Origin of the sequence: Streptomyces sp. NPDC058231, from assembly GCF_042882275.1 — a bacterium.
In the GTDB taxonomy this organism is placed as follows: Bacteria; Actinomycetota; Actinomycetes; order Streptomycetales; family Streptomycetaceae; genus Streptomyces.
In genome coordinates this window covers 260,226-272,525 of record NZ_JBHVWN010000001.1, presented here as the reverse complement: position 1 = coordinate 272,525, position 12,300 = coordinate 260,226, and the positions used below count along the sequence as shown (strand labels likewise).

Below are 12,300 nucleotides of genomic sequence, written 5' to 3'. Positions count from 1 at the left end.
AAGCACTCCGGGTGGCTGCGTCACCAGGCCACTGGAGTCGGCGGGAGGGTGTCCCGCTCACATGAGGTTAACCGGCGAGTAACGAGCGCGCCAGTCCCGAGTTCCTGTGGTCCGGCTCACATCCGCCGTCCCCGCCGATACGCTGACCGCCATGGACGAGGAGTACCTGTCGCTGGCCGGCCGGCTGCGCGACGAGACGGGGGAATCGGCGGAGTGCCGCAGACTGCTCGCCGTCGAGGACGACGAGGAACTCGCCCGGGTCCTCGTCGAACCGGAGCGCCCGCTCTGGGCGCGCGAGATCGCCGCGTTCAGGCTCGGCTGCGGTGGCGACCGGCGGGCCTTCGAGGCGCTGGTCCTGCTGCTCAACCACCGCGACCCGCAGCGCTGCGTCTCCGCCGCCCACGCCTTGGCGCGCCTCGGCGACCCCCGCACGCCGCGCGCCGCCGCCGCCCTCGCGACGAACACCCTGCGCACCGCGTACGCCCTGCACCCGGTGCGGCTGCTCACCGCCCTGCGGGCCCCGGAGTCCGTCCCGGCGCTGATCAGCACCCTCGAACGGCTTCTGGAGCCGGGCGAGCCGCACTGGCGCGTCGCGCTGGCCTGCGTGGAAGGGCTGGGGCAGCTCGGTGACGCACAGGCCCGCCCGGTCCTGGAGGCGGCGCTGCCCCATCCGAGGCTGGCCGGGGCGGCGGAGGACGCGATCAGCCGGCTGCCGGCGGACTGAGGGGGCGTACGTACCGCATCTCGGGCACGAGGACACCGCCCACCTCGAAGGGCTCCTCGGCGCCGTCCGGCGCGAAGCCCGCACGCTCGTAGAAGCGGCGGGCCGGCGCGTTCTCCTTGAGGACCCAGAGCGACAGATCGGGAAAACCCTCCGCGGCGGCGCGGGCCAGCATCTCCGCCATCAGGGCGCGCCCCACCCCGGTCCCGCGCTGCTCGGGCAGCACATAGATCGCGTACAGCTCGCCGCGCGCGTACCGTCTGCCGTCCGCGCGGTAGGGGCCGTAGCAGGCCCAGCCGATCACCCCGAGGCCCGGCCGCTCGGCCACCGCGTTGACGACCGTGTTGCGTTCGGCGAGGAACCTGCGGCGCCGCTCCGCGTCCTCGGCGATGTCCAGGGCGTCCAGATACGCCTGCGGCATCATCCCCGCGTACGCGGCCTGCCAGCCGCGTACCCGGACCGTGGCGACCGCCTCGCAGTCGTCGGCGGTCATGTCCCGGACGGTGATGTCGGAGGTGTGTGCGGTGATCGGCCGTGTCGTCATGCGGCCCATCCTCGCGTACCCCCAAGGGGCCCCGCGAACGAGTTCCGGGGCCCCGGATTCTGCGGGGCCCCGCCGGACCAGGGCTTGGATTCGTCAGCCCCGGAAGCCGATCAGCCCGTGCAGTACGCCGCCCTTGCTCGCCGCCGACCGTGCCCGCTTCGCCGCCGCGGCCGTCAGCGGCTGCGGGTCGGGCAGCTTCGCGCAGACCGCGTCCGCCTCGTCCCGGCCGCCGCTGCCGCGCGGGACCTTGCCCTCGGCGAGGTAGTCCTTCAAGTACCCGTCCAGACAGGCGTTCCCGCTCAGCGTGACACCGTGGTTGCCTCCGCCCTGCTCGACGACCAGGCTGGACCTGCCGAGACTGCGGTGCAGCGTGACCGCGCCCTCGTACGGGGTGGCCGCGTCCTCCGTGGCCTGGAAGAGCAGGACCGGCGGCAGCGCGTCGTTCGAGACCCGTACCGGATTCAGCGGTTCCACCGGCCAGTACGCGCAGGGTGCGTTGTACCAGGCGTTGTTCCAGGCGAAGAAGGGTGCCTTCGCGTGCACCCGCCAGCTCTCGTTGCGCCAGGTGTTCCAGACCCGCGGCCACTGGGAGTCGCGGCACTGCACGGCCGCGTAGACGGAGTAGCCGTTGTCGCCCGCCGTGTCCACGGCGCCGAACCGGTCGTACGCGGTGACGAGCGCGTCCGCGTCCTGATGGTTCACATACGCGGCGAACGCGTCCGCCAGATAGGGCCAGTAGCCGTTGTAGTACCCGCCCGGCAGGAAGGTGTCCTCCAGCTCGCTCGCGCCGACCTTCTTGCCGGCGGGGTGCTTCTTCACCGCGTCCCGCATCCGGTACCAGGCAGCTTCGACCTTCGCCGGGTCGCTGCCGAGCCGGTACGTCGAGTCGTGCCGCGCGACCCACGCGGCGAACGCCTTCTGGCGGGCGTCGAAGGCGTAGTCCTGGCCGATGTTGTCGTCGTACCAGATGCCTTCCGGGTCCACGTTCGAGTCGAGCACCAGCCGCCGCACCCGCTCCGGGAACAGCTTGGCGTACACCGCGCCCAGGTAGGTGCCGTACGAGTACCCGAAGTAGTTGATCTGCCGGGTGCCGAGCGCCCGTCGGATCACATCGAGGTCCTTGGCGGCGCTGACGGTGTCCATGTACGGCAGCAGATCCGGGTACTTCCTGCCGCACTCCTCGGCGAAGTTGCGCGCCCGGTCCCGATTGGCCTGCTCCTCCCCGACGGTCTGCGGCACCGAGTCGGGGCGCAGCGGCTTGAAGTACTTCGGTACGCAGTTCAGCGCCGGCGAACTCTTTCCGACCCCACGCGGGTCGAACCCGATCACGTCGTACTGCGAGGCCACGTCCTTCGGCAGCGTGGCCGCCACGAAGCCGGCCATCGTCCGACCGCTGCCGCCGGGGCCGCCGGGGTTGACGAACAGCGGGCCCTGCGAGGTCTTCGCGGTGTGCGGGACACGGGTCAGGGCGAGCGTGATCATCCGGCCCGACGGGTCGTCATGGTCGAGTGGTGTGGCCACAGTCGAGCACTGCAGCTTCGGATACTTCTCGGTGCCGCAGCCGGTCCAGCGGAGCTGCGCGGCAGGCGGTGCGGCGGCGGTGCCCGCGGCCGCCGGGGTCGGCGCCGCGGTCACCAGACCTGCGACCGTCGCACCGACGGCGAACAGAATTCCCGGACGATTCGTCATATGGCCTCCCGTGGTGGAGGGAACGCGGCTGCGCAGGGCACAGCCCCCCGCCGCATGCTCCCCGGATTCGGACACAGAAGGACATGTTGTGGTGAGAGTTGACCCATTTGCCGGGATGGGTTGCGCGGCTCAGAGCAGAGTCAGCTGGGTGTCTCCAGGGCCGTCGATTGACGGCCACGGGCCGGACCGTTCCTGCGGCGCCCGGATCCGGCGGGACTCGCCGCGGTGCGCCGGCCCGATGCCGGACTCGGCGGCCAGCTCGTGCACCCGGCGCGTGACGGCGCGCTGGTACCAGGTGGGTGCGTACGCCCCGTCCGCGTACAGCTGCTCGTACCGCCCCACCAGCCGGGGGTGGTGCCGGGCGAGCCACCGCATGAACCACTCCCGGGCGCCGGGCCGCAGGTGCAGGACGAGCGGGGTCACCGATGTGGCCCCGGCGGCGGCGATCGCGCCGACCGTGGCCCGCAGCTGGTCCGGCCGGTCGCCGAGGAAGGGGATGACGGGCGCCATCAGCACCCCGCAGTCGATGCCGTTCGCACTCAGGGTGCGGACGACGTCGAGCCGCCGCTCGGGGGACGGGGTACCGGGCTCCACCGTGCGCCACAGCTCCAGGTCGACGAAGCCGACCGAGACGGAGATGCCGACCTCGGCGACCTCCGCCGCCTGCCGGAGCAGCTCCAGGTCGCGCAGGATCAGCGTGCCCTTGGTGAGGATCGAGAACGGGTTCGCGTGATCGCGCAGGGCGGCGATGATGCCGGGCATCAGCCGATAGCGGCCCTCTGCGCGCTGGTAGCAGTCGACGTTGGTGCCCATCGCGATGTGCGCGCCGTGCCAGCGACTGGATGCGAGCTCGCGGCGGACCAGCTCCGGTGCGTTGACCTTGACGACGATCTGCGAGTCGAAGTCGAGCCCGGTGTCGAGATCCAGATAGCTGTGAGTCTTCCGGGCGAAGCAGTAGACACAGGCGTGCGTACAGCCCCGGTACGGGTTCACGGTCCACTCGAACGGCATCCGGGATGCGCCGGGCACCCGGTTCACGATCGACCGGGCCCGGATCTCGTGGAAGGTGATCCCTTGGAATTCGGGGGTGTCGAAGGTGCGCGTGGTCACCGCGTCCGCGGCGAAGAGCGCGCCGCTCCCGGCCTCCCCGGTGTTCTCGGCCAGATTGTCCCAGCGCATGGACGCCTCCCTCGGTAGCGCTGGCGACAGAATAGAACACTTGTTCCCTTGATCGTTTTCTCCCGTTCGTCCCGGGCCCGGATTTTGAGCGTTGTGCCGGAGGTGATTGGCTCAGCACACCCCGAACAACCGAGTGGTGGAGGAACAGCCATGGCGCAGGTCGAGGCCACGACAGAGCGGATCATCGCGGCGGACGCGGAGACGGTGTTCGACGCGCTGGCCGACTACAAGGAGGTCCGGGGCAAGGTGCTGCCCGGCCAGTTCAGCGAGTACGAGGTGCGCGGGGGCGGTGACGGCGAGGGCACCCTCGTCCACTGGAAGCTCCAGGCCACCAGCAAGCGGGTCCGTGACTGCCTGCTCGAGGTCGCCGAGCCGACCGACGGCCGGCTCGTGGAGAAGGACCGCAACTCCTCGATGGTCACCACCTGGACCGTCACCCCGGCCGGTGAGGGCAGGTCCAGGGTGGTCGTCTCGACCGTCTGGAACGGCGCCGGCGGCATCGGCGGGTTCTTCGAGAAGACCTTTGCGCCCAAGGGACTTGGCCGCATCTACGACGAGCTGCTGCAGAACCTCGCGACCGAGGTCGAGAAGTAGCCCCCACTCGTCTCCGGCCGGCTTCACCGGTTCGGGTGGTTTTTCCGGCCGGTCGGTTGTGCGCCGTAGTGGCTCCCACCGGGGGATAAGCCCCCTGAGTGCGCCGTCAGCGCCCCCCGTCGTGTTTGCCTCTCTTGTCGCGTAATGCGAGAAATGGGCGGCGCGGATGCGACGAGGGGAGCGGCACGTGGCGGGTGGAATCACTCTGGTGAAGGACGAGCCGGACGGTGGCGGTGGCATCGAGGCGGCGGCCGTCCCGGCCGGCGCCGGAGGTGTCGGAGCGGCGACCGCGCCGGACGGTACGCGGACCGCGCCCCCGCCGTCACCGGATCCCGGCGCTGCGGACCCCGCCGACCAGGAGGCCGGACCCCGCCGGATCCGGCTCGTCTTCCTCGGGCTGATGCTCACCCTGCTGCTGGCGGCGCTCGACCAGATGATCGTCGCCACCGCACTGCCGAAGATCGTCGGTGAACTGCACGGCCTGGAGAAGATGTCCTGGGCGGTCACCGCCTATCTCCTCGCCTCCACCATCGGACTGCCGATCTACGGCAAGCTCGGCGATCTCTTCGGCCGCAAGGGCGTCTTCCAGTTCGCGATCGTCGTCTTCGTCGTCGGCTCCGCGCTCGCCGGCTGGTCCCGCACCATGGACGAGCTGATCGCCTTCCGGGCCATCCAGGGCATCGGCGGCGGCGGACTCATGATCGGGGTCCAGGCGATCATCGCGGACATCGTTCCGCCCCGCGAACGCGGCCGGTTCATGGGACTGATCGGTGCCGCCTTCGGCCTCGCCTCCGTCGCCGGGCCGCTGCTCGGCGGCTTCTTCACCGACCACGCGTCCTGGCGCTGGTGCTTCTACATCAACGTCCCGTTCGGTCTGGTCACCCTCGCCGTCATCACCGTCGTACTGAAGCTCCCCAAGCCCACGGTCCGGCCACGCCTCGACGTGCTCGGCGCGCTGCTGCTGGCCGCCGCCTCCACCTGCCTGGTCCTGCTGACCAGCTGGGGCGGCACGGAGTACGCCTGGGGTTCGCGCACCATCCTGGGTCTGGCCGCCGGGGCCGCCGGAACGACACTGCTCTTCCTGGCCGTCGAGCACCGCGCGGCCCAACCGGTCATCCCGCTCCGGCTGTTCCGCGACTCGATCTTCAACGTCAGCGCACTCGTCGGCGCGGTCGTCGGTGTCGCGCTGTTCGGCGCCGCCAGCTATCTCCCGACGTACTTGCAAATGGTCGACGGCGCCACCGCCACCGAATCCGGGCTGCTGATGCTCCCGATGATGGGCGGCATCGTCGGCGCGTCAGTCGTCTCCGGGCAGCTGATCTCCCGCACCGGCCGCTACCGCGCCTATCCGATCCTCGGCAGCGCCGTCGCGGCCGTCGGCATGTGGCTGCTCTCCCGCCTCGAAACCGACACCCCGCGCCTCGAATACAGCGTCGCGCAGGCGGTGCTCGGCATCGGGATCGGCCTGATCATGCCGGTCCTCGTCCTGGCCGTGCAGAACTCCGTGCCGCCCACCGACCTCGGCACCGCCACCAGTGCGAACAACTACTTCCGGCAGATCGGCGGCAGCGTCGGGGCCGCCGTCTTCGGGACGCTCTTCGCGGGCCGCCTCGCGGACGCCCTGGCTGTCCGTCTGCCGTCCGGCGCGGATCTCCCCGACCCCGAGTCGATCACCCCGCAGCTGGTCCACGCGATGGATCCCGCGCTCCGTGACAGCTACATCCAGGCGTACGCCGACGCCATGCCGCGGATCTTCCTCTACCTCGTGCCGGTGCTCGCGCTCGGCCTCGTCATCGCCTTCTTCCTCAAGGAGAAACCGCTGGTGTCCCACCACAGCCCCGAAACCGCCGCAGCCGAGCCGTCCCCGATCCCCGGCGCCCGCACCATCCCCGTACCCCCGTCGCCCGTCCACGCCTCCGGCGTCCCGGTGTGCGGCTACGTCCAGCACCCCGACGGCACGAAGGTGCCGCGTGCCGCCCTCACCCTGATCGACGTCCAGGGGCAGCAGGTCGGCCGGGGCGCCAGCGGTGACGACGGGCGGTACGCGCTCAGCGCACCGGGCTCCGGTTCGTACGTTCTCATCGCGGCCGCCGGCGGCCACCAGCCGCAGGCCGTCAGCGTCACCGTCGGCGAACGGCCCGTCGAGCTCGATGTGGTGCTCGGCGGGGCGGGCAGGCTGGCCGGGACCGTCGTCACAGCCGACGGGATCCCGGTGCGGGACGCCGCCGTCACGCTCACCGATGTGCGCGGCGAGGTCGTCGCGTCCACCCGCAGCGGCCGCGAAGGCGGTTATGTGATCTCGGAGCTGGTGGCAGGCGAGTACACCCTCGCCGCCAGTGCGCCCGCCTTCCGGCCCGCCGCGCTGCCGGTCAGCGTGCAGGCGGCCAGGGAGACCCGGCAGGACATCGAGCTGGCCGGCGGGGCGGTGCTGCGCGGGGTCGTACGGGCGAGCGGCGGGCGGCCCGTCGAGGATGCCCGGGTCACGCTCCTCGACGCGGCGGGCAATGTCGTCGACACGCTCACCACCGGCCTCGACGGGGCGTTCCGCTTCGTGGATCTGTCGACCGGTGAGTACACCGTGATCGCGGCCGGGTATCCGCCGGTGGCGACCGTGCTCCAGGTGGCCGGCGGCGGTCGCACCGAACGCGACCTCCAGCTGGGACACGAGGACTGACGCCGCATCCGGGCGACACGATCATCCGGGCCCTGAATCCGGAGGGCGGCCGCAAGGACGACGTGGCGTTGCTGATGGCCCGGCTGAACGGCATCCCGGACGACGACGTCGCCGAATGGCAATTCGCCCTGGACGCACGGGAAGTGGCGCGCGTCCGACGTCCGGTGCGCGGCAAACTGCTCGACTGGGAACTCCCGGACGCGGTGGAGTCGGCCGTGCTGATGGTCGGCGAGCTCGTCACCAACGCCGAGAACCACGGGCGCAGTCGCCGGACCGGGCTGCGTCTGGTGCGGACCGGCGCCCTGCTCTGTGAGGTCAGCGACGACGAACCGGCGCCCGCCGCGCTCCTCGGCGCCGGTGACCAGGACGAGTCCGGCCGGGGGCTGATGATGAGCGGCCTCGCCCGCGAGTGGGGCACGAGCGCCACGGCACACGGCAGGACCGTTTGGTTCGAACGGGTGCTCGCCCGTTCTCCGCGTCCCGCTTCGAACACCAGGTGAAAAGAGGTGCGCCGTACGGCGGATGATGCGTGCGCCCTTGCCCCGAAGCGCGCCGGGGCGGTAGTCCGGAGCCGAGCATTTGGCTGTCGGTGAACGGACTGGGGAGCGCTTATGGACGTGTCACATGTCTACATGCGGGCGGTGATCCACCAGAGTGAGCCGGAGGCCCGGCCCGCCGTGGCCGCAGCGGTGGCGACACTCGTGGGGCATCGGGGCCGGGCCTTCGTCACCGAGCTGACCCCGGCATCGAAGACCGTGCTCCAGCGGGCCGCCCAGTCGCCGGGCGGCCCGCCCGAGAAGCTGCGGCGGGTCTTCGAGCACGGGCTCCGCCCGGCGGGCGCCACGGAGGAGGAGGTGCCGGAGCTGCTGCGGGTGGCGGGGCTGAGGACCCTCGCCAGTGGTGACACCGCGCTCGCCCAGACCGAGCATCTGCCGGACGGAACCCGGATCGACCTGCCCGCCCGCTGGTTCGTACTCACCGGCGGCTGACCCGGGGATCACGGCAGCAGTTTCGGCCCCCGTCTCGCCGCGAGGTCCTCCACCCAGCCGAATAGGGCCACGGCTGCCGCGATCAGCACCCAGGCGATCGTGAACTGGAACCACATGCTGTCCAGCGGAAGATCTTGTTCGAACGCGGGAACGTTCCACATCAGATCGATCAGCGGGACGCTCGCCATCAGCGCGACCTCATGCCACAGATAGATCGTCACGGCGCGGGCATTGAAGACCTTCACGACGCGGTCGGCCACGCGATGGCGGGCGAGCCCGGCGAAGCCGGGCCGGAAGCGGAGCAGCAGCAGGACGAATCCCGCGGACCACAGTGCCTGGGCGAGCGGGATGTCGTCGAGATCGTAGGAACCGTCCACCCGGTGGCGGAAGGCCCACCAGGCGCCCGCCGTGAGGAGGACCGGCGCCACCGTGACGACGAGTGCCGGGCGCATCCGGTCGAGGACGCCGTCGCGGTGGGCGAATCCCAGCAGCCAGCAGAACAGGAAGACGGACAGGTCGCTGACGGCGCTGCCGAGGCGCCCGTCCGGCACACGACCCACGGTCTCCAGGACCAGGACAGGTACCAGGGACAGCGCGAGCAAGGGCAGCGGTGCCCAGCGGAAAGCGCGCAGCAGCACCGGCGACAGCAGCACGAACCACAGATACGTCCGCAGGTACCAGAGCACCGCCCAGGCCTGCTCGCCCCAGGCGTTGCCGGGCGGGTCGCCGACCGGCAGCACCCAGTACAGGACATCGGGGCCCGGTAGCCAGCCGTGCAGCAGCATCGCCGTACCGAGGACCAGCGCGAACACCCAGAGGGGGATCAGGAGTCTGCGCAGCCGGCTGTGGACGACGCGCAGCGCGGGCCGCTCCAGCGAACGCGCCATGAGCGATCCGGCGAGTGCGAACATCACGCCCATGGAGGGGAAGACCAGCCCCAGCCAGGGCCACTCGAATGTGTGGTACGTGATGACGCGGACCAGCGCGAACGCGCGCAGCGCGTCGAAGTAGCGGTCGCGGCCGTTCCTCGGCGCAGCCGCTGCCACGGGCTCGCCGACGGCCTCCTCCGTACGGATCGCGGCCTGTGGTTCACCCCGGCGGTGTGCGCCCCCCATCAGCGCACCCCCGTGCCGGGTGTCGGTGTGCCGACCTCTCCGGTGCGCTTCAGCTTCTGCCAGCGCAGCCTGCCGCCGGTCGCGGCAGTGACGCACGAGTGGATCAGCACCAGATACATGAGCTGCCGGTAGGCGATCTGCTGCAACGGCAGCATCAGCAGATACCGGTACCGCTCGCGGTCGAGACGGAACGCGTAGGCGGCACAGACCAGTTGGACGAGAAGCACCGCCAGCCAGGCGAGCAGTGACGCCTTGAAGTCCACAAAGATCATCGCGTAGACCGTGAACACGTCGATGAGCGGCGCGAAGAGGGGTGTCACGATCTGGAAGAGGACCACCAGTGGCATCCCGACCCGGCCGAAGCGGCCGGACGGCCCCCGGTCCGTGACCGATTTCCGGTGCTTCCAGAGTGCCTGCATCGTGCCGTAGCTCCAGCGGTATCGCTGGCGCCACAGCTGCCCCAGGGAGGCGGGCGCCTCGGTCCAGGCGCGGGCGTGCTCGGCGTAGACCACCTGCCATCCGGCGCGGTGCAGGGCGATCGTGATGTCGGTGTCCTCGGCGAGCGTGTCCTCACTCATCCCGCCGACCCCGAGGACGGCTTCGCGGCGGAACGCCCCGATCGCGCCCGGGATGGTGGGCATGCAGCGCAGCAGGTCGTACATCCGCCGGTCGAGGTTGAAGCCCATCACGTACTCGATGTGCTGCCAGGCGCCGATCACGGTGTTGCGGTTGCCGACCTTGGCATTGCCTGCGACCGCACCGACCTCCGGGTCGCCGAACGGCTGCACGAGCCGCTGAACGGTATCGGGTTCGAAGACGGTGTCGCCGTCCATCATCACCACGATGTCGTAACGCGCGTGCCGTACACCGTTGTTGAGCGCCGCGGACTTGCCGGCGTTCGGCTGGCGCACCACCCGCAGGTTCGCCAGCCCGAGCGACTCCGCGATCTCGGCCGTGCCGTCGGTCGATCCGTCGTCGACGACCACGATCTCGATGGGATGAGTGCTTGCGGCAAGGGAGTTGAGGGTGTTGGCGATGCACTCCTTCTCGTTGTACGCGGGAACGATCACGCTGACCGGCTCGGTGACCGGGGGCCCCCAGGCGAACCGGCGTCTGTTGCGTCGCCGGTGGTGGCGCCGCGCGAGGACGAGCATCATCGCGAACCTGGCCAGCACGGCGACCCCCACGACCGCCAGCACCGAGGCCAGACCGGGGACGGTCCACTCGGCGACGGCGACCGCACCGAGGAGGGCGCGGCCCTCCCAGAGTGTCGCCGTGTCCGCGGTGCGGTGCGCGGCCTGCTCGGGGTTGCTCTGCCGGGCGTCGGCCGGTGCGCTCCCGGCGTCCGGCGAACCGGCCCGCGCATCCTGTCGCACCTGGCCCTGTGCCTGCTGCTGGGCGCCGCTGACCGTCGTGAAGGTGTAGCCCCGCGCCTTCATCTTCTTTATGTACCGCGGTAGCGCTTCGAGGGTCTGCGCACGGTTGCCGCCCGCGTCGTGGAAGAGCACCGAAGCGCCCTTGCCGCTCTTCGGCGTGGCCCCCTCGATGATTTCGGACACGCCGGGCTGCTGCCAGTCCTCGCTGTCCTTGTCGATGAAGACGCTGGTGTAGCCCATCGCCCCGAGTTTCTTGTAGACGGGCCAGCTGTAGTTGTCGATCGCGTCGTTCGTCGACGAGTACGGGGCGCGGAAGAGCGTCGTCGTGATGCCGGCGGCGCCCGCGAGCGCGAGCTGTGTCTGCGCGATCTCCCGTGTGACGCGGGCCGCGCTCCGGTAGGAGAGATCGACGTGGGTGAAGGTGTGGACGCCCACCTCGTCGCCGTCGTCGACCATCCGGCGCACCAGGTCCGGGTAGCGCGACACCATCGAGCCGACCAGGAAGAACGTGCCCGGCACATCGTTGTCGTCGAGGATGTCGAGCACCTTCTGCGTCCACTCGGGGTCCGGACCGTCGTCGAAGGTGAGCACGATCGTCTTGTCCGGCACGGACCCGGTCCGTGCCGTGCCGCCCTCGAAGCTGAGGAAGGGCCCGCCGTCGAGGACGCTCTGCGGCACCTTGCTCGCGCTCGCGTCGGAGCGGACCCGCTGGTCGTTCCCGACCTCGGCCCGCAGATAGCCGTCGAGCAGCATCACGGAGACGAGGCCGAGCAGGAGCAGGAGGGCGATGACCACCCGCGGCCCGGGGACCGCCCGGCGGCGGACGCGTCCGAGCCTGCCCGGCGTGGCATGCCGCCGCTTCGGCGGTGTGGGGGAAGACGTCGTGGCCGGGTGGCTGCCGCGGTCCGGCAGCTGATCCGTGACCGGGCCGTTCGCCCGTTCCGTCTTCATCGGCCCGCTCCGGTGGTGGCCGACACGGACCCGGCGGAAGCCGGAATGGTCGAGAGGGCCGTCGCGGCCGCCGCGCCGGCCGGAGGACCGCTCGGCGGCGCGACCGCACCGTCCGGCGGTGTCTCCGCGCCGGGACCGCCCTGGGCGGAGGGGGCGCCGCCGAACGGGATCAGCTCCGAGGGCGACATGGATATGCCGCCCATGAAGGCGAGGCCCAGCACGGCGACGTAACCGGCACAGCCGAGACCCAGGGCGATGCCCGCCCGCCGGAGCAGCCGGGCCCGGCGCCCGGAGCTGTCCACGAAGACGGGGCCTTCCTGCGACCCGGCCCGGGACCTCGGGGTACCGGCGTGTCTGCGGCGATCAGGTCGGGGCTGATCTTTCTCGAAGGCGGTGTCGGAATGCATTTGCACATGCTGACGAACTGCTATGTGCGAAGTCTGGGGCATTTCTGGCCGAATGCTGTGA

General features: G+C 70.9%; 10 protein-coding genes and 1 pseudogene. 5 read left to right on the top strand and 6 right to left on the bottom strand.

The window, feature by feature from the left end; translation table 11 throughout:
- Positions 1 to 151: 151 nt before the first annotated feature.
- Positions 152 to 724, top strand: a complete 573-nt coding sequence (locus ACFVXE_RS01095) for an adenylosuccinate lyase (protein ID WP_389667922.1) — start codon at positions 152 to 154, stop codon at positions 722 to 724.
- On the opposite strand, the gene ACFVXE_RS01090 is transcribed toward ACFVXE_RS01095, so the two are convergent.
- The 3 genes from ACFVXE_RS01090 to ACFVXE_RS01080 all read right to left on the bottom strand — a co-directional run bounded on the left by ACFVXE_RS01090 (position 702) and on the right by ACFVXE_RS01080 (position 4,133).
- Entirely contained in the window at positions 702 to 1,265 is a 564-nt protein-coding gene (locus tag ACFVXE_RS01090) for a GNAT family N-acetyltransferase (RefSeq protein ID WP_389667920.1), read from the bottom strand. The two genes, ACFVXE_RS01095 and ACFVXE_RS01090, sit on opposite strands and share 23 nt — an antisense overlap.
- A 93-nt stretch (positions 1,266 to 1,358) precedes the next feature.
- A complete protein-coding gene (locus ACFVXE_RS01085; RefSeq protein WP_389667918.1) occupies positions 1,359 to 2,954 on the bottom strand; it encodes an alpha/beta hydrolase in 1,596 nt (531 codons plus the stop codon).
- A gap of 129 nt (positions 2,955 to 3,083) precedes the next feature.
- A complete protein-coding gene (locus ACFVXE_RS01080; RefSeq protein WP_389667916.1) occupies positions 3,084 to 4,133 on the bottom strand; it encodes an Rv2578c family radical SAM protein in 1,050 nt (349 codons plus the stop codon).
- Positions 4,134 to 4,283: 150 nt separating this feature from the next.
- Between ACFVXE_RS01080 and ACFVXE_RS01075 the strand changes: the two genes are divergently transcribed.
- The 4 genes and pseudogenes from ACFVXE_RS01075 to ACFVXE_RS01060 form a co-directional block, all read left to right on the top strand.
- Positions 4,284 to 4,727 (top strand): SRPBCC family protein, encoded by a 444-nt coding sequence (locus tag ACFVXE_RS01075; protein ID WP_389667914.1) that lies wholly within the window; start codon positions 4,284 to 4,286, stop codon positions 4,725 to 4,727.
- Positions 4,728 to 4,914: 187 nt separating this feature from the next.
- Positions 4,915 to 7,401 (top strand): MFS transporter, encoded by a 2,487-nt coding sequence (locus ACFVXE_RS01070; protein ID WP_389667912.1) that lies wholly within the window; start codon positions 4,915 to 4,917, stop codon positions 7,399 to 7,401.
- A 62-nt stretch (positions 7,402 to 7,463) separates the two neighbouring features.
- A complete protein-coding gene (locus ACFVXE_RS01065) occupies positions 7,464 to 7,901 on the top strand; it encodes an ATP-binding protein (protein ID WP_389667910.1) in 438 nt (145 codons plus the stop codon).
- Between the two features lie 120 nt (positions 7,902 to 8,021).
- Positions 8,022 to 8,390 (top strand): annotated as a pseudogene (locus ACFVXE_RS01060) (SAM-dependent methyltransferase); the annotation flags it as partial.
- Positions 8,391 to 8,398: 8 nt separating this feature from the next.
- Here ACFVXE_RS01060 and ACFVXE_RS01055 read toward each other — a convergent pair.
- Genes ACFVXE_RS01055 through ACFVXE_RS01045 form a run of 3 tightly spaced genes read right to left on the bottom strand, consistent with a single transcriptional unit; the run spans position 8,399 to position 12,134 of the window.
- Complete coding sequence (locus tag ACFVXE_RS01055) at positions 8,399 to 9,505, bottom strand: acyltransferase (protein ID WP_389667908.1); 1,107 nt, start codon at positions 9,503 to 9,505, stop codon at positions 8,399 to 8,401.
- The gene (locus tag ACFVXE_RS01050; RefSeq protein ID WP_389667907.1) at positions 9,505 to 11,832 is read right to left on the bottom strand and encodes a bifunctional polysaccharide deacetylase/glycosyltransferase family 2 protein; all 2,328 of its coding nucleotides are present in this window, start codon (positions 11,830 to 11,832) and stop codon (positions 9,505 to 9,507) included. Before ACFVXE_RS01050 ends, ACFVXE_RS01055 begins: the two co-directional genes overlap by 1 nt.
- Complete coding sequence (locus ACFVXE_RS01045) at positions 11,829 to 12,134, bottom strand: hypothetical protein (RefSeq protein WP_389667905.1); 306 nt, start codon at positions 12,132 to 12,134, stop codon at positions 11,829 to 11,831. Before ACFVXE_RS01045 ends, ACFVXE_RS01050 begins: the two co-directional genes overlap by 4 nt.
- Positions 12,135 to 12,300 lie beyond the last annotated feature (166 nt).